We start from the raw sequence: 15,410 nt of genomic DNA, 5'->3' as shown, positions 1-15,410 counted from the left end.
TCAAATTCAGAAGTTAGATCGAGAGAATCGATCCAACGGAAAGGTGTCCGCCCATGACGGCGACCAGCACACTGCGGCCGGGCCATACCGGCCTGAACGTCACCGACCTCGACCGCTCGCTCGGCTTCTACGCGGAGGTGCTCGGGTTCGACGTCCTCGGGGAGGGCGACGAGAACGGCCGCCGCTTCGCCTTCCTGGGCCAGGAGGGCGAGCTCATGCTCACCCTGTGGCAGCAGGCGGACGGCGGGTACGCCCCGCACCTGGCCGGGCTGCACCACCTGGCATGGCAGGCCGGGACGATCGACGAGGTGAAGGCCTTCGAGGCCCGGCTCCGCGAGCGGGACGTCGACTTCGCGTACGAGGGGGTCGTCGCCCACGGCGAGGGCGCGGCCTCCGGCGGGATCTTCTTCCACGACCCGGACGGCACCCGCCTGGAGATCTCCGTACCCACCGGCGCACTCGGCGCGCCCGCCCCGGCGGCAGCCGCACCGACCTGCGGATTCTTCTGAGGGGAGCGGAGGACCGTGGACCCGTACCACGACGGCTCACGCGCCGTGCAGGACCGCCTCGGCGAGCGCACGACGGCCGACCACATCGGCCGCTCCATCGGGCGGGGCATCCGCGAGGTGGCCGCGGCCTTCCTCGGCCTGCAGCCCATGCTGGTGGTCGGCGCCGCGGACCGGGCCGGCCGGATGTGGAGTTCACTGCTCACCGGTGCGCCCGGTTTCGTACGGGCCACGGGCCCCCACCGGATCGCGGTCACGGGCGGCCCGCCCGACGGCGACCCGCTCGCCGAGGCCCTGGCCACCGAGGGGACCCGGGTCGGCACCCTCGCCCTGGACCCGCGCACCCGCCGCCGTATGCGCCTCAACGGCACGGCCACACCGACACCCCGCGGGTTCGCGGTGGAGGCCGAGCAGGTCTTCTCCAACTGCCCGAGGTATCTGCAAAGACGAAAACTCCACGCACCCGCCCCCACCCCGGCCGGCGCCGTACGCCGGGGCCGGGAACTCACCCCCGGCCGGCGCACGCTCATCCGCTCCGCCGACACCTTCTTCATCGCCACCACGGCGGCCGACGGCGCCGACGCCAGCCACCGCGGCGGCAACCCCGGATTCATCGAGGTGACCTCGCCCACCGAACTCACCTGGCAGGACTACCCGGGCAACTCGATGTACCTGACCCTGGGCAACCTCGAGCACGACCCGCGCGCCGGCCTGCTGTTCCTCGACTGGAGCACCGGCACCACGCTCCAGCTCACCGGCACCGCGAAGGCCACATACGGCGCCCGCGGCCGCACCACCCGCTTCACGATCGCCGAGTCCGTGGAGACCCCGCACGCCAGCCCCCTGCGCTGGTCCGCCCCCGAGTACTCCCCCGCCAACCCGCCCCTGCGGGAGCCCGCATGAACCTGCCGGGGGAACGGCCGACGTTCTCCCGGCACCGAGAGAGGAAGAACGTCATGGCACCACGCCCACCCTTCCCGCCGTTCGACGAGCCGGGCGCGCTCCGCAAGGTGCAGGCGGCCGAGGACGCCTGGAACACCCGCGACCCCGAACGGGTCGCCCTCGCCTACACCGAGGACTCGGTCTGGCGCAACCGCGACACCTTCCTCACCGGCCGCGAGGAGATCGTCGCGTTCCTGCGCCGGAAGTGGGCCCGGGAGCTGGACTACGCGCTGCGCAAGGAGCTCTGGTCCTACAGCGGCAACCGCATCGCGGTGCGCTTCCAGTACGAGTGCCATGACGCGACCGGCCAGTGGTGGCGCAGCTACGGCAACGAACTGTGGGAGTTCGACGAGGAAGGGCTGATGCGGCGCCGGGAGGCCGGCATCCACGATGTCGCGATCACCGGCGACGAACGGCGCATCGTCGGCCCGCGCCCGGAGGAGGAGCGGGGCCGCCCGCTCCCGTTCCGCTGAGGCGTCTTGGGGGCAGCAGGAGCAGCAGGAGCAGCAGGAGCAGTCAACTGCCCGTAGCGGCCGCCCGGATGGCGACCGGCAGCGGTGGAGCCGTGCGGGTCGGGCGGCCGGTACGTGCCAACGTTTCGGTCCCCGGCGGCATGGGCATGAAGGCAACTACCGAACCAACGGGCTGCCCATCCCTCCTCGGGGATGCGCAGCCTGTCGCGTTTTGCGACGTGTGGTCTTTTTGGGTCTGGTGCCCCGGAGCGGGATCTGCGGACCTGTGCCGATGCCGCACGACGGCTCGGTGGCAGGGACCGCAGCGGCCGGGCGGCCCCCACCGAAGGGGTCCCGCATGAGCACGATTCTTCAGTCAGCGACGCAGGAGCTGCTGCAGGCAGTCCCGCTCCCCGGCCAGGCGGCGCAGGTGAGCCAGGCGGCAGCCGCGGCGCAGCTCTTCCTGGCCGTCACGTCGATCCCCGTCGGCAACAACCCGGTCGGGGTGGCCATCGCTCCCAACAGCAACCTCTACGTCGCCAACTCCGGCTCGGCCAACGTGTCGGTGATCAACACCACCACGGACACCGTCGTCGGCGGCCCGATCGGCGTCGGCGGTACGCCGGTCTGGCTGACGGTCGCCCCCAACGGCAACGCCTACGTCCCCAACAGCGGGTCGAACACCGTGACGGTGATCGACACCGCCACCAACACCGTCGTCGGCGGCCCGATCGCCGTCGGCGCCCAGCCGGCCGTGGTGGCGGTCGCGCCCAACGGCAACGCCTACGTGACCAACTTCGCCGCGAACACCGTGACGGTGATCGACACCGCCACCAACACCGTCGTCGGCGGCCCGATCGCCGTCGGCGCCCAGCCGGTCGGGATCGCGGTCGCCCCCAACGGCAACGCCTACGTGACCAACCGGGGATCGAACACCGTGACGGTGATCGACACCGCCACCAACACCGTCATCGGTGCCCCGATCCCCGTCGGCGCCCAGCCGAACTTCGTGGCGATCGCGCCCAACGGCAACGCCTATGTCGCCAACATCGGGTCGAACACCCTGACGGTGATCAACACCATCAGCAACACCGTCGTCGGCGCCCCCATCGCCGTCGGCAACCAGCCGTGGGGAATCGCGGTAGGTGCCGACGGGATGGCCTACACGGCCAACCGGGCGGCGAACAGCGTGACGGTGATCGACACCGCCACCAACACCGTCGTCGGCGCCCCGATCCCCGTCGGCGCCGGACCGATCGCCGTGGTGGTCGCTCCCAACAACAAGGTCTACGTCAGCAACATCAACGGGGGCAACGTCAGCGTCATCCAGTTCGACCCGACGCTGACCAGCATCGTCCCCAACCAAGGTCCCATCGCGGGCGGCACGATGGTGACGATCACCGGCACCAACCTGACCGGGGCGAGCGTCACCATCGGCGGCAACCCCGCCACCGGCGTGACGGTCAACGCCACCGGTACGCAGCTCACGGCGATCACCCCGCCCGGGGCGGCAGGTCCCGCGGACGTCACCGTCACCACGCCCGGCGGCAGCGCCACGCTGGTGGGCGGCTTCACCTACCTGCTGCCCGTCCACGCCACCTCGCTGACCGCGACCCCGGCGCTGACGAAGCTGTTCCCGCCGCACGTGTACTTCCCGTTCCTGACGGCCACCCTGACCGACCAGGTCACCGGCCTTCCGGTGCCGGGCCAGCCGATCCTCTTCAAGGCCGGCAGCAACGTCCTGGGCATCGCCAACACCGACGCCCAAGGCGTCGCCCGGGTCAACGAGACCCTCACCCTGACCCTCATCCTCCTCAACCACGGCTATGAGGTCAGCTTCGCCGGCGCGGTCACCCCGACGGCCATCCTGTCCCCGTCCAGCGCGACGGCCGGCGTCGTCGAACCCTGATCCCCCGCCCGGTGACCGGCCTCCCGCTCATGGGCCGGTCCACCAGGCACCCGGGCCGACGGCGTCCGTTTCTCCGGGTCCTCGGGGTTCTTCGGCTCCCGCGGGCTCTGCGAGGCCCCCCGCCGTCCTGCCCGTCGCCCACTCCCGGAGCGCGGGCAGCTTCTCCCTCGTCGCGGCATCGGCCGGCATACACGCGAACAGCTTGATGCCGGGGGCGTCCAGCGCCGCCAGCTTCACATAGTCGAAGGTCAGCGGCCCGACCCCGGGATGGCGGAACTCCCGCCGGGTGGTGCCGAATTCCGCGATGTCATGGGCCTCCCACCAGGTCCGGAACTCCGCACTCACCTCCCGCAGTCCGCCGGTGAGCTCTTCGTAGCGCGCGTCCCCCGAGCGCTGCCGGGCATCGGCCCGGAACTGGGCGATCAGATCCCGGGCCTGTCCCTCCCAGTCGACCAGCAGCGTCCGGACGGCCGGATCGGTGAACACCAGCCACAGCAGGTTGCGTTCGGCCGGCTCCAGCTGCCCGGGGTCCCCGATCAGCCCTGCCTCCGCGCGGTTCCAGCCCACCAGGTCCCAGTTGGCGTCGAGGAGATACGCCGGGTGCGGCTCCAGCGCATCCACCAGCCGCTGCAGGGCGGGACCCGGACCACGGCCCGGCGGCCGCTCCGGCAACGGCACCCCGGCCAGCGCGAACAGGTGCCGGCGCTCGGCCGAACTGAGCATCAGCGCCCGTGCCAGGCTCAGCAGGACCTGTCGGCTGACGGTGATGTCGCGCGCCTGCTCCAGCCAGGTGTACCAGGTCACGCTGACCCCGGACAGCTGGGCGACCTCTTCGCGCCGCAACCCGGGGGTGCGCCGCCGCGGGCCCGGGAGGATGCCCGCCTCCCGGGGGGTGAGGCGCTCGCGCCGCGAGCGCAGGAACTCCGCGAGGCTCCGCCGCCGCTGCAGGTCAGCCATGGATGCTCCCGTTCGCCGCGGGTCGCGGAGGGCCGGCCGCCACGACCGCCGCGCACATCCGGGCGCGGACGGATTGCGGTGCGGTGAGGGGCCGTTGGGGGTGGTGGGGACACCAGCATAATCGGTCTCTGTATGTCCGGCCGGGGCCGATCGACCCTTACCGCATGACGCAGACCCCACCCTCGCAAGCCACCGCGGCGGGCCCCACGCCGTACGGCCCGACAAGCGCCGCGGCACCCTGGCGGGCCCTGTCCCTCGTGCTGGTCGGGGCGTTCATGGCCGTGCTCGACACGTTCATCGTGCTGGTCGCCTCCCCTGCCGTCCAGGCCGATCTGCACGCCTCGGCCGCCGACGTCCAGCTCGTCCTGGCGGGCTACCAGCTCACCTACGCACTCGCCCTGATCACCGGCGCCCGGCTCGGTGACCGGTACGGCCGCAAGCGGCTGTTCATGGCCGGGATGGCGCTGTTCACCCTGGCGTCCGTGGGCTGTGCGCTCGCGCCCGCATCCGGCAGTCTGATCGCCGCACGACTGGTCCAGGGCCTCGGCGCGGCCGCGATGTTCCCGCAGGTGTTCGCGGTGATCCAGGTGCTGATCCCGGCCGGCCGGCGCCCGCGGGCGTTCGGTGCGCTCGGGGCGGTCATCGGCATGGCCACCATGTCCGGCCAGCTGATTGGAGGCGTACTGATCTCCGCCGACCTCTTCGGCTCCTCGTGGCGGCCGGTGTTCTGGGTCAATGTCCCCGTCGGTGTGGTGACGCTGCTGCTCGCCGGGCCGTTCCTGCCCGAGACGCGGGCACCGAGGGCCCGGCGGCTGGATCTGCCCGGTGCGGCGGCGCTGACCGTGGCGCTCTTTCTGCTCGTGGTGCCGCTGGTCGAGGGCCGCGCGTACGGCTGGCCGCTGTGGACCTGGCTCGGCCTGGCCGCCTGCGTCCCGGCGTTCGCGGTGTTCTGCCTGGTGGAGCGGCGGGTGGCGGCCGCGGGCGGCGCCCCGCTCGTCCGGCTGGGGCTGCTGGGCGAGCGCCCCTTCGCGGTCGGGATGAGCCTGGTCGTCCTCACCTATGCGGGCATCAACTCCCTGTTCCTCGTGCTGTCGCTGACGCTGCAGGACGGGCTGGGGAGGGACGCGCTCGGCGCCGGCCTCGTCTACACGCCGTTCGCCGTCGCCTTCTTCGCCACCAGCCTGCTCGCCGGCCGGCTCGCCCGGCACGGCCGCCGGGTGCTGCGGCTCGGCGCCCTGACCGGGGCCGCGGGCTTCCTCGGCACCATTGCTCTGACCCTGGGCGCCGGGGCCTCGTTGACGGCCTGGGAGCTGGTGCCGACGCTGCTCCTGGTGGGCGCGGGCAACGGCCTGCTGGTCACCCCGCTGCTCGGCGCGGTGCTCGCCACCGTCGGCCCGGAGGACGTGGGCATGGCCTCGGGGGTGCTCTCCACCGGCCAGCAGGTCGGCGGGGCGGTCGGGGTGGCCCTCGTCGGCATCCTCTACTACGGCGCACTCGGCGGCGCCGCGCACCACGACGTCTCCGCCTACGGGCACGCGTTCGCGGCCGCGCTGGTCCTCAACGTCGTGCTCGCCGCCGCGATCTCGGCGCTGCTGCCCCGGCTTCCGGACGCCGCCGGCGCCGCGTGACGCACGGCCCTGCCCACCGCCCCCCGCGGCGGGGAACGACCCACCGCGTCCGCGGGTCTCCGCACGGGGGGGGGACCGACCGCCGCGGTCCGGTTCCCAACTCGCCGCCAACCCCCCATGGGCCGCCGGGTTCGGGAGCGCTATGGTCGATTTTCCAGGAACGTAACGGGGGAGGCAGCCGCGGATGGCACAGGACGATGCCGTGATCGGCTGTACGGGAGTGCTGCTGATCGGCACGCGGGGGACTGCCGGTCCCGGTGAGGTCCTGGTACGGATCAGAGGCGGTAGCGAGGCCTTTCTCGCCTGGTCCGCCGAGCCCCTTCCGGTAGGGGCGACCGTGCTCGTGATCGAGTCGCGTGGCAGTCGTCAGGTCGACGTCATGGAGTGGGCCGATCCGTTGGACGCGTTGTCCGGCAATGCCGGCGACGCCGGTTGAGGAGACAAAGCATGTTCGGTTACCGCGTTCCTGCCCCCGATCAAGCCATGCTGATCTCGGGAGGCAGGCGTGGACAGGGGGGCGCGCCGTTCCGAGTGGTCACCGGGCACGGCAAGTTCGTGCTGCCGGTCTTCCGCAAGGTCCGATTTCTGACGCTGGCCATGTGCGAGGCGGAGGTCGCCGAGACCTGCGTGACCCGGCAGGGCATCGCACTGACGGTGCGCGCCGTCATCGCCTTCAAGGTCGGCAACGACACCGAGAGCGTGGTCAACGCCGGTCAGCGGTTCCTGTCCGACCAGGACCAGATGTCGGTGCTGACCGGCCGGATCTTCGCCGGTCATCTGCGTTCCATCATCGGTTCGATGACGGTCGAGGAGATCGTCACCGAGCGGCAGAAGCTGGCCACCGAGGTCCTGGAGACCTCCAAGACCGAGATGGCGAAGATCGGTCTGATCGTCGACTCGCTGCAGATCCAGTCGATCGACGACGGCGAGACCGGCTACATCGAGGCGATGTCCGCCCCGCACAAGGCGGCCATCCAGCGTCAGGCCCAGATCGCCCAGGCGCAGGCCACCCAGGCCTCGGTGGAGGCGCAGCAGGAGGCCGCGCGCAACCAGGCCGAGTACTCCCGGCAGACCGCCGTGGTCCAGGCCGAGTACTCCGCCGAGGTGGACCGGGCCCAGGCCCGCGCCGCCCAGGCGGGCCCGCTCGCCCAGGCCCATGCGCAACAGGAGGTGCTCGCCGCGCAGACCGAACTCGCCGAGCGGGCGGCCCAACTGCGTCAGCAGGAGCTGGTGGCCGAGGTCGTCAAGCCCGCCGAGGCGGAGGCCGAGCGCATCCGGCTGCTGGCCCTGGCCGAGGCCGAGCGGATGAAGATCCAGGCCGAGGCCGCCGCGTCGCACGACCGGGTGGCCCTGGACCGGATGCTGATCGACCAGCTCCCGCAGATCGTCAAGGAGGCCTCCGCGGGCCTGGCCAACGCCAATGTCAATGTCCTCAACGGCACCGACGGCCTGGGCGAGATCGCCGCGGGCCTGGTCGGCCAGGGCCTGACCATCCTCGACTCGGTCCGTCGCAACCTCGGCACCCCCGAGGGGCAGGACGGCGCGGCCGGCAAGAGCAGCGGCAACGGCGGCAACGGCGGCAGCGGCGGCGGACAGGGCCACAGCGGCCGGGTCGAGATCGAATAGGAACGGCCACCGGACGGGGTGGGGCCCCAAGGGTGTCCCGCCCCGCTCACACCCCGCGCCCCCGCGGCCGCTCCTCGGCGGTGTGCTTGCGGCGGGCGTGGGCCACCAGGTGGTTGAGCACGGCGACGGTGGTGGCGATGTCGGCGTCGTCGAAGCCGGCGAGCGCGTCGTGCAGTCCGGCTTGGCTGGTGCGCTGGAGGCGGCCCAGGACGGCCTTGCCGTGCGGGGTGATCGCCACCTGCCGGGCGCGGCGGTCGAGGGTGTCCGGGGTCCGTTCGACCAGGTCCTGGGACTCCAACTGGCTGATCTGGCGCGTGACATGAGGCGGTTCGACCATCAGCAGCGCGGCCAGATCGCCGACCCTGCTGACGCCTCCGCTGTCCTCCAGCGCCATCAGCAGCCAGAGGTCGGAGCGGGCCGCGGTGACGCCCGCCTCGGCCGCCTGGCGTTCGTGCGCCCGGGATCGGGTGAGCAGATAGGACAGCGTGGCCAGCACTCTTTGCAGTGCGGCGGTGGGGTCCTGGTCTCTCGCGGGGTCCGGCATGCAGGCACTTTAGCGGCACTTGAGGAACCGGGATCCTCGCTCCCGCACGCCGGCCCGGGGGCGGGCGCACACTCGGTTTGAGCCAACCTCGGGTCCCTCGTGATCAACCCTTCCCTCCCCCGCTCCCGGTGCGTTAGCGTCCACTTAGTTGCTTAAGTTAGGTAACTAGCCCGCTCCGGGCCGGACCCACCGGCCGGCTGCGGCAACCGGCCCCCGGTGACCGTGACCCCGCTGGTCACGGCGGCTGCCGAGGGGGTTGCCGCGTGCGCAGAGTTCGTCGAGGAAAGGCGCCACCCGCACCGTTCGCCACGGCAGTGCCGTGTCCCGATCGTGGAAGGACCAGCCGTATGACGACTGCAGAACGCACCGAGGCGGAGCGCGGCACCGGCCCGGCCGAGGACCTCGCCCCGCTCGCCTCCCCCACTCCCCTCGCCGTCCCGGCCGCGCGGGCCGACGGCTGTCCCTTCGATCCCGCGCCCGGCGTCGAACGGGCCCGCCGGGAGGAACCGGTCACCCGGGCCACGCTGTGGGACGGCTCCACCTGCTGGCTGGTGACGCGCCACGAGGACGTCCGGGCGGTGCTCGGCGACCCGCGGTTCAGCGCCGACGCGGCCCGCCCCGGCTTCCCCTTCCTCACCGCCGGCGGCCGCGAACTCGCCACCTCCAAACCGACCTTCATCCGCCAGGACGACCCCGAGCACGCCCGGCTGCGCCGGATGCTCACCGCCGACTTCATGGTGAAGAAGATGGAGGCGATGCGCCCCGAGGTGCAGCGCCTCGCCGACGGCCTGCTCGACCGGATGACCGCGGGGCGCAACGCGGCGGACCTGGTGGCCGAATTCGCGCTGCCGTTGCCGTCCCTGGTGATCTGCCTGCTGCTCGGCGTCCCGTACGACGACCACGAGTTCTTCCAGGACCGCAGCCGGCTCCTGCTCAGCCTCCGGTCGACGCCCGAGGAGGTGCGCACCGCACAGGACGACCTGCACCGCTACCTGTGCCGGCTCGCCGAGACCAAACGGCGCGAGCCGGACGACGGCATCGTCAGCCGGCTGGTCGCCCGCGGCGAGCTCGACGACGAGGAAGTCTCCTCCATGGGGCGGCTGTTGCTGATCGCGGGCCATGAGACCACCGCCAACATGACCGCGCTGTCCACCCTCGCCCTGCTGCGCAACCCCGGCCAGCTGGAGCGGCTGCGGGCCGAGCCCACGTTGATCAAGGGGGCGGTCGAGGAGCTGCTGCGCTATCTGACGATCGTCCACAACGGTCTCCCGCGGATCGCCACCGAGGACGTCACCCTCGGCGGCCGCACCATCCGCGCCGGCGAGGGCGTGCTGTGCACCCTCAACTCCGCCAACCGCGACGAGGACGTCTTCCCCGGCGGCGACGCCCTCGACGTCGGGCGCGACGCCCGCCGCCATGTCGCCTTCGGCTTCGGCGTCCACCAGTGCCTGGGCCAGCCGCTCGCCCGGGTGGAACTGCAGATCGCCGTCGAGACGCTGCTGCGCCGGCTGCCGGGCCTGCGGCTCGACGTCCCCTTCGAGGACGTCCGGTTCCGCCACGACATGGGGATCTACGGGGTCCACGCCCTGCCGGTCGCGTGGTGACCCTCCCCTTCCGCCGCCGGACCCCCTCCGGCCTGTTCCGTCGTCCCGTTCCCGTCCGTCCGCGCCCGGCCCCCGGGGCCGGGCGGCCCGTCCTGGGGAGAACCATGCGCGTACACATCGACCAGGAGAAGTGCTGCGGCGCCGGGAGCTGTGTGCTCTCCGCGCCGGAGGTGTTCGACCAGCGCGAGGAGGACGGCATCGTCGTCCTGCTCGATGCCGAACCGCCCGCCGGGCTCCATGACGCGGTCCATGAGGCAGTGGCCATCTGCCCGGCCGCGGCGATCTCGGTGGAGCGGGTCTAGGAGCGGGCGGAGCGGGTCCGGGACCGGGCGGGTACGGCGAGCAGGCAGGTACTCCTGCCGACCCGGACCCGGCCGGCAGCCCCCGCCCCCGGCCCCCGGACCTCCGCCCGCGGCATACGGCCCACACAGGGGTGCACAGGCGTTTACCCTGGGGTGAACGCCTGTGCACCCCTGTCCGCCGTTCCGCCGCGCCCTACGGAGAGCCATGCCCGCAGCGATACCCGAGCCCACGGCGGCCGACCGCCCCGCCGACGCCGCCCACCCCCGCGCACTCGTCGGCGTGCTCGCCTTCTGCGGTGTCGTCGTGGCCGTCATGCAGACCCTCGTCGTACCGCTGCTGCCGCACATCCCCCGGCTCACCGGCGCCTCCCCGGCCGCCGCGAGCTGGCTGGTCACCGTCACCCTGCTCACCGGCGCGATCTGCACCCCCGTCCTCGGCAGGGTCGGCGACATGTACGGCAAGCGCCGGGTGCTGCTGGCCTCCCTCGGCGTGCTGGTGCTCGGGTCCGTGCTGTGCGCCGTCAGCGCGCAGATCGGGGTGCTCATCGCGGGGCGTGCCCTGCAGGGCGCGGCGCTCGCGGTGGTGCCGCTCGGCATCAGCATCATGCGCGACGAGCTGCCACCGGCACGGGTGCTGTCCTCCGTCGCGCTGATGAGCTCCACGCTGGGCATCGGCGCCGCGGTCGGACTGCCGATCGCCGCGCTGGTCATCGAGCACTCCGACTGGCACACCATGTTCTGGGTCTCGGCGTCCCTCGGCCTGCTGGACATCGTGCTGGTCCTGAGCTGCGTGCCCGAATCGCCGCTGCGCTCGCGCGGCCGCTTCGACGTCCTGGGCACGCTCGGCCTGACCGTCGCCCTCGGCTGCCTGCTGCTCGCGGTGACCCAGGGCGCCGGCTGGGGATGGACCTCGGCGCCGACCCTCGGGCTGCTGGCCGCGGCCGTGCTGACGGGCCTCGCGTGGGGGCGGTACGAGCTGCGGTGCGCGTCGCCGATGGTCGATCTGCGGGTCTCGGCCCGGCCCGCGGTGCTGCTGACGAACCTCGCCGCGCTGCTGATCGGCTTCGCCTTCTACGCCAACTCGCTGGCCACCGCGCAGATGGTGCAGGAGCCGCGCGGCACCGGATACGGGCTGGGGGCGTCCCTCGTGGTCAGCGGGCTGTGCCTGCTGCCGGGCGGGCTGTCGATGGTGGCCCTGTCGCCGGTGTCCGCACGGATCTCGGCGAAGCACGGGCCGAAGGTCACCCTGGCGCTGGCCGCCGGGCTGATGGCCCTGGGATACGGGGTGCGGTACTTCACCAGCCACCAGCTCTGGATGATCATCGCCGGTGCGACGGTGGTGGCCTCCGGCACCGCGATCGGCTACTCCGCGCTGCCCGCGCTGGTGATGCGCGCGGTACCGGCCGGTGAGACCGGGGCGGCCAACGGCCTGAACACCCTGATGCGTTCGGTGGGGCAGGCGTTCTGCAGCGCGACGGTCGCCGCCGTGCTGGCCAATGTCACCTTCCGCACGGGCGGCCGGACCGCTCCGACCCTGCAGGCGTATCTGCTGGTCTTCCTGATCGCGGGCGCCGCCGCGCTGCTCGCCCTCGCCGTCACCCTGTGCCTGCCGGGCCGCCGCGCCGAACCGCCGGCCGGTACGGTCGGACAAGACCGCCGGCCGGCCCCCCGGGCGCGGACGGCGCTCACCCAGGAGGACGCATGACCGCTCAGGCCGAGGCCGGCACCGGTACGGACCCGCACCCCACCCCCGGCACCGGTACGGACCCGCACCCCACCCCCGGCACCGGTACGGACACCGGCCCCGCCCCCGACGCCGCGCCGGATCCGGGCGCCCCGGCCGACCCCGGCACCGGCCGCACCGCGATCCTGCGCGCCGCCCGGCGGGCCTTCGCGCTGCGCCCCTATGCCGAGGTCACGCTGCGCGGCATCGCGGCCGACGCGGGGGTGAGCGCCTCGCTGATCGTCAAGCGGTTCGGCAGCAAGGAGCAGCTCTTCGCCGCCGTGGCCGACTTCGGCCCGGCGGCCGACGCGCTGTTCGGCGCGCCGCTGCCGGAACTCGGCCGGCACCTGGTGCGCACCCTCGTCGGACAACGGCGCGCCCAGCAGGGCGATCCGCTGCTGCGCGTCGTCTTCTCGCTGGGCATCAGCGACGAACGCTCGCTGCTGCGCGACCGGTTCCAGGAGCAGATCACCGGCCGGCTCACCGCCCTGCTCACCGGCCCGGACGCCGCCCTCCGGGCCGAGCTGATCGCCGCCCAGCTGATCGGCCTGGGCGCCACCCTCAGCATCCACCGCGACGGCGCCGCCGCGCAGGCCCCGCCCGAACGCCTCGCCGACCTCTACGCACCGGCCCTCCAGCGGCTCCTGGAAGCCTGACCCGGGCCGGCGACCGCGGCCCCTCGACGGGCGGCCGGCGCGTGCCCCTACGGCCGGGGCACCAGCCCGTCCTCGACCAGCCCCGCCAGCACCGCCTCCCCCAGGGCCTGCACCGCGGACTGCGGCCGCACCATCACCGTGAACTCCTTGATCCGGCCCGCCTCGTCGAACTGCAGCAGATCGATGCCGTGGATCTGCTTGCCGTTCACGGTGGCCCGGAAGATCAGGACCGTCGAGTCGGCAGCGCCGCCGTCCGGGCCCGCCGCCGTCTGGGCGCTGCCCGCGAGTTCGCCGACGTAACGGAAGTCCTCGAACGTGCGCAGCAGCACCCCGAAGAGCCCGAGCACCATCGGCCGCCCCTCGAAGGGCGTGAACTTCACCGGGCTGTACAGGCGCACGTCCTCGGTGAACAGCTCCTCCACCGCGCCGAGATCCGCCGCCTCCACCGCCGCCCTGAAGCGGTCCGCCGTCGTCCCCATGCCACGTCCTCCTCGCCTCGGCCGGGCCGCGGCCCGGCCCCGTTCCCTCTTAGTCGCGACTATGATTAGTCATATTCTTGAGTATGGGAAGGGGTGGCCGGAACATGGCGCTCAAGCACGCGGTGCTGGCGGCACTGCTGGACGGCGAGTACAGCGGCTATCAACTGGCCAAGGCGTTCGACGTCGGCGTCGCCAACTTCTGGCACGCACTGCCGCAGCAGCTCTACACGGAGCTGGCCAAACTGGAGACGGAGGGGCTGATCTCCGGCCGCCAGGTGATCCAGGAGACCCGGCCCAACAAGCGGCTGTTCCAGGTCACCGACGAGGGTCTGGCCGAGCTGGAGCGGTTTGCGGCCGCCGCGTCCAAACCCTCCTTCATCCGCGACGATCTCCTGGTCAAGGTGCAGGCCGTGGACCGGATCGACGCCGCACCGGTGATCGAGCAGCTTGAGGAGCGGGCGCGGGTCGCCGCGGCCAAGGCCGAGGTCTTCACCCAGCTGCTGGCGCGGCTGCGCGGCGGCCTGGACGAGGCGGAGTTCCTGGCCCGCGGCGCGCGGCTCGGCCCGTATCTGACCTGCCTGCGCGGTCTCGGCTTCGAGCGGGAGACCCGGGACTGGTGCGAGCGGATCGCCGGCGTGCTGCGGGAGCGGAGCCGGGTGCACCCCTAGGGCGGCGCGGCTCGCGGCGGCGCCCCGGACGCCGGGCGGCCCGAACACCGGCTAAAGATCGAACTCCTTCGTGTGACGAGGGACATCACCGGACGTACGACGGGGCAACACACATTCCGCACGGAAACGGAATGAAAGGGAACATCCCATGCGTCTTCGCCACACCGTTGCCACCGCCGTCGGCGCCCTCGCGCTCGCCCTGTCCCTGCCCACCGCCCCGGCCGGCGCGGCCACCGGCCCCTTCACCTACGTCTACAGCGACTCGACCGGCACCCCGCACGTGGGCCTGCTCGCCGACCCGCCGAGCCGGGCGTGCCTCGCCCTCCCCGAGGTGGCCGACCCGTCCGTCCAGCCCGCCCACACGCCGAAGAACTACACCTCGTCCGTGGCCACGGTCTTCGCCGGCCCCAACTGCACGGGCGACTACTTCAGCCTCCGGCCGAACGGCGGTCACGCCTCGGAGCAGCTCAAGGTCCGTTCGGTGGTCTTCTCCTGACCCGACGCCAGCAACCGGAGGGCGGCGGCCGACGGTGACCCCGGCTCGGCGTGGTAGGTGATCACCTGCTGGTCGGGGTCGGCGGGCAGGGTCAGCGTCTCGTACGCCAGGACCAGCCGCCCGGCCAGCGGATGGTGCAGGACCTTGCCGCCGAACCCCTTGTCCTGCACGTCGTGGGCGGCCCACAGCCGCCGGAACTCCGGGCTCCGCAGCGAGAGTTCGCCGATCAGCGAGGCCATGTCGGGGTCGTGCGGGTTGCGGCCCGCGTCGCGCCGCAGATAGCCGACCACGTCGGCGGCCTTGGCGTCCCAGTCCTCGTAGAGCGCGCGGGACGACGGGTCCAGGAAGACCTGCCGGGCCAGGTTGCGGTGCTCGGGCGGCAGCGCCGCGAAGTCCCCGAGGAGGGCGCAGGCGAGCCGGTTCCAGCCGATGATGTCGAGGCGCCGCCCGATGACGTAGGCGGGGACGTTCTCCATCGTGTCGATCAGCTGCTGCAGCGCGGGGCGCACCCGCTGCGGCCGGGCCGGTGGGCGCAGCCGGCGGGAGACCGGGCGGGCGAGGTGCATGAGGTGATCGCGCTCGGCGGAGGTCAGCCGCAGCGCGGTGGCGATGGCGTCCAGCACCGCGGACGAGACGTTGCGGCCGCGGCCCTGTTCGAGGCGGATGTAGTACGCCACGCTCACCCCGGCGAGCTGCGCGAGCTCTTCCCGGCGCAGCCCCGGCACCCGGCGCCGCCCGCCGTACTCCGGCAGCCCGACGTCCTGCGGCCGCAGCCGGGCCCGCCGGGAGCGCAGGAACTCGCTCAGCTCCGTTCGCTGGTCCATGACCGCGGTCTGCGGCCCCGGACCGGGCCGGAGGGTGGTTCCGTCAGTACTAGGCACGCCATGCATACGTTCAAGAGTGCACTGGTTACGGCAA

At 72.8% G+C, this 15,410-nt stretch carries 17 protein-coding genes; 13 read left to right on the top strand and 4 right to left on the bottom strand.

Annotation, left to right across the window (positions count from 1 at the left end):
- Positions 1–53: 53 nt before the first annotated feature.
- The 4 genes from AB0411_RS09950 (at position 54) to AB0411_RS09935 (ending at position 3,809) form a co-directional block, all read left to right on the top strand.
- On the top strand, positions 54–509 hold the full coding sequence (locus AB0411_RS09950; protein WP_366416748.1) for a VOC family protein: 456 nt from the start codon (positions 54–56) through the stop codon (positions 507–509).
- 15 nt (positions 510–524) lie between these two features.
- Positions 525–1,409, top strand: a complete 885-nt coding sequence (locus tag AB0411_RS09945; protein WP_366416747.1) for a pyridoxamine 5'-phosphate oxidase family protein — start codon at positions 525–527, stop codon at positions 1,407–1,409.
- 53 nt (positions 1,410–1,462) lie between these two features.
- Entirely contained in the window at positions 1,463–1,921 is a 459-nt protein-coding gene (locus AB0411_RS09940) for a nuclear transport factor 2 family protein (RefSeq protein ID WP_366416746.1), read from the top strand.
- A 337-nt stretch (positions 1,922–2,258) separates the two neighbouring features.
- Entirely contained in the window at positions 2,259–3,809 is a 1,551-nt protein-coding gene (locus tag AB0411_RS09935) for an IPT/TIG domain-containing protein (RefSeq protein ID WP_366416745.1), read from the top strand.
- A 27-nt stretch (positions 3,810–3,836) separates the two neighbouring features.
- Here AB0411_RS09935 and AB0411_RS09930 read toward each other — a convergent pair whose 3' ends face one another.
- Complete coding sequence (locus AB0411_RS09930; protein ID WP_366416744.1) at positions 3,837–4,766, bottom strand: helix-turn-helix transcriptional regulator; 930 nt, start codon at positions 4,764–4,766, stop codon at positions 3,837–3,839.
- Positions 4,767–4,930: 164 nt separating this feature from the next.
- On the opposite strand from AB0411_RS09930, the gene AB0411_RS09925 reads away from it, so the two are divergent.
- The 3 genes from AB0411_RS09925 (at position 4,931) to AB0411_RS09915 (ending at position 8,020) form a co-directional block, all read left to right on the top strand.
- Complete coding sequence (locus tag AB0411_RS09925) at positions 4,931–6,394, top strand: MFS transporter (RefSeq protein WP_366416743.1); 1,464 nt, start codon at positions 4,931–4,933, stop codon at positions 6,392–6,394.
- Between the two features lie 184 nt (positions 6,395–6,578).
- A complete protein-coding gene (locus AB0411_RS09920) occupies positions 6,579–6,830 on the top strand; it encodes a hypothetical protein (protein ID WP_350252357.1) in 252 nt (83 codons plus the stop codon).
- A gap of 11 nt (positions 6,831–6,841) precedes the next feature.
- Positions 6,842–8,020, top strand: coding sequence for an SPFH domain-containing protein (locus tag AB0411_RS09915; protein WP_366416742.1), 1,179 nt, complete (start codon positions 6,842–6,844; stop codon positions 8,018–8,020).
- A 46-nt stretch (positions 8,021–8,066) separates the two neighbouring features.
- Here the strand turns inward: AB0411_RS09915 and AB0411_RS09910 are convergent, their stop codons facing one another.
- Positions 8,067–8,564: a MarR family winged helix-turn-helix transcriptional regulator gene (locus AB0411_RS09910; RefSeq protein WP_366416741.1), complete on the bottom strand. Its 498-nt coding sequence runs from the start codon at positions 8,562–8,564 to the stop codon at positions 8,067–8,069.
- 347 nt (positions 8,565–8,911) lie between these two features.
- Here AB0411_RS09910 and AB0411_RS09905 point away from each other — a divergent pair, with 347 nt between their 5' ends.
- The 4 genes from AB0411_RS09905 (at position 8,912) to AB0411_RS09890 (ending at position 12,849) form a co-directional block, all read left to right on the top strand.
- Complete coding sequence (locus AB0411_RS09905) at positions 8,912–10,168, top strand: cytochrome P450 (protein WP_366416740.1); 1,257 nt, start codon at positions 8,912–8,914, stop codon at positions 10,166–10,168.
- A gap of 104 nt (positions 10,169–10,272) precedes the next feature.
- The gene (locus AB0411_RS09900) at positions 10,273–10,470 is read left to right on the top strand and encodes a ferredoxin (protein WP_366416739.1); all 198 of its coding nucleotides are present in this window, start codon (positions 10,273–10,275) and stop codon (positions 10,468–10,470) included.
- 205 nt (positions 10,471–10,675) lie between these two features.
- Positions 10,676–12,175: an MFS transporter gene (locus AB0411_RS09895; RefSeq protein ID WP_366416738.1), complete on the top strand. Its 1,500-nt coding sequence runs from the start codon at positions 10,676–10,678 to the stop codon at positions 12,173–12,175.
- The gene (locus AB0411_RS09890; protein WP_366416737.1) at positions 12,172–12,849 is read left to right on the top strand and encodes a TetR family transcriptional regulator; all 678 of its coding nucleotides are present in this window, start codon (positions 12,172–12,174) and stop codon (positions 12,847–12,849) included. Before AB0411_RS09895 ends, AB0411_RS09890 begins: the two co-directional genes overlap by 4 nt.
- A 47-nt stretch (positions 12,850–12,896) precedes the next feature.
- Here AB0411_RS09890 and AB0411_RS09885 read toward each other — a convergent pair whose 3' ends face one another.
- Positions 12,897–13,328, bottom strand: a complete 432-nt coding sequence (locus tag AB0411_RS09885; RefSeq protein ID WP_366416736.1) for a nuclear transport factor 2 family protein — start codon at positions 13,326–13,328, stop codon at positions 12,897–12,899.
- A 104-nt stretch (positions 13,329–13,432) separates the two neighbouring features.
- Between AB0411_RS09885 and AB0411_RS09880 the strand changes: the two genes are divergently transcribed.
- A complete protein-coding gene (locus tag AB0411_RS09880) occupies positions 13,433–13,996 on the top strand; it encodes a PadR family transcriptional regulator (RefSeq protein WP_366416735.1) in 564 nt (187 codons plus the stop codon).
- Positions 13,997–14,144: 148 nt separating this feature from the next.
- The gene (locus AB0411_RS09875) at positions 14,145–14,492 is read left to right on the top strand and encodes a hypothetical protein (RefSeq protein WP_366416734.1); all 348 of its coding nucleotides are present in this window, start codon (positions 14,145–14,147) and stop codon (positions 14,490–14,492) included.
- Here AB0411_RS09875 and AB0411_RS09870 read toward each other — a convergent pair.
- Positions 14,447–15,316, bottom strand: coding sequence for a helix-turn-helix domain-containing protein (locus AB0411_RS09870; RefSeq protein WP_366416733.1), 870 nt, complete (start codon positions 15,314–15,316; stop codon positions 14,447–14,449). The two genes, AB0411_RS09875 and AB0411_RS09870, sit on opposite strands and share 46 nt — an antisense overlap.
- Positions 15,317–15,410 lie beyond the last annotated feature (94 nt).

This window comes from Streptomyces angustmyceticus (genome assembly GCF_040701845.1).
Lineage (GTDB): Bacteria > Actinomycetota > Actinomycetes > Streptomycetales > Streptomycetaceae > Streptomyces > Streptomyces angustmyceticus_A.
Note: the sequence above shows the minus strand (reverse complement) of the source record. Positions and strands in the feature narration are given on the sequence as shown.

What these genes read in the sequence shown, in the direction of transcription:
- AB0411_RS09870 (WP_366416733.1), bottom strand. Translation starts at nt 15,316, where the DNA reads ATGGACCAGCGAACGGAGCTGAGCGAGTTCCTGCGCTCCCGGCGGGCC.
- AB0411_RS09905 (WP_366416740.1), top strand. Translation starts at nt 8,912, where the DNA reads ATGACGACTGCAGAACGCACCGAGGCGGAGCGCGGCACCGGCCCGGCC.
- AB0411_RS09930 (WP_366416744.1), bottom strand. Translation starts at nt 4,766, where the DNA reads ATGGCTGACCTGCAGCGGCGGCGGAGCCTCGCGGAGTTCCTGCGCTCG.
- AB0411_RS09925 (WP_366416743.1), top strand. Translation starts at nt 4,931, where the DNA reads ATGACGCAGACCCCACCCTCGCAAGCCACCGCGGCGGGCCCCACGCCG.
- AB0411_RS09875 (WP_366416734.1), top strand. Translation starts at nt 14,145, where the DNA reads ATGCGTCTTCGCCACACCGTTGCCACCGCCGTCGGCGCCCTCGCGCTC.
- AB0411_RS09900 (WP_366416739.1), top strand. Translation starts at nt 10,273, where the DNA reads ATGCGCGTACACATCGACCAGGAGAAGTGCTGCGGCGCCGGGAGCTGT.
- AB0411_RS09885 (WP_366416736.1), bottom strand. Translation starts at nt 13,328, where the DNA reads ATGGGGACGACGGCGGACCGCTTCAGGGCGGCGGTGGAGGCGGCGGAT.
- AB0411_RS09915 (WP_366416742.1), top strand. Translation starts at nt 6,842, where the DNA reads ATGTTCGGTTACCGCGTTCCTGCCCCCGATCAAGCCATGCTGATCTCG.
- AB0411_RS09880 (WP_366416735.1), top strand. Translation starts at nt 13,433, where the DNA reads ATGGCGCTCAAGCACGCGGTGCTGGCGGCACTGCTGGACGGCGAGTAC.
- AB0411_RS09935 (WP_366416745.1), top strand. Translation starts at nt 2,259, where the DNA reads ATGAGCACGATTCTTCAGTCAGCGACGCAGGAGCTGCTGCAGGCAGTC.
- AB0411_RS09950 (WP_366416748.1), top strand. Translation starts at nt 54, where the DNA reads ATGACGGCGACCAGCACACTGCGGCCGGGCCATACCGGCCTGAACGTC.
- AB0411_RS09940 (WP_366416746.1), top strand. Translation starts at nt 1,463, where the DNA reads ATGGCACCACGCCCACCCTTCCCGCCGTTCGACGAGCCGGGCGCGCTC.
- AB0411_RS09890 (WP_366416737.1), top strand. Translation starts at nt 12,172, where the DNA reads ATGACCGCTCAGGCCGAGGCCGGCACCGGTACGGACCCGCACCCCACC.
- AB0411_RS09895 (WP_366416738.1), top strand. Translation starts at nt 10,676, where the DNA reads ATGCCCGCAGCGATACCCGAGCCCACGGCGGCCGACCGCCCCGCCGAC.
- AB0411_RS09920 (WP_350252357.1), top strand. Translation starts at nt 6,579, where the DNA reads ATGGCACAGGACGATGCCGTGATCGGCTGTACGGGAGTGCTGCTGATC.
- AB0411_RS09910 (WP_366416741.1), bottom strand. Translation starts at nt 8,564, where the DNA reads ATGCCGGACCCCGCGAGAGACCAGGACCCCACCGCCGCACTGCAAAGA.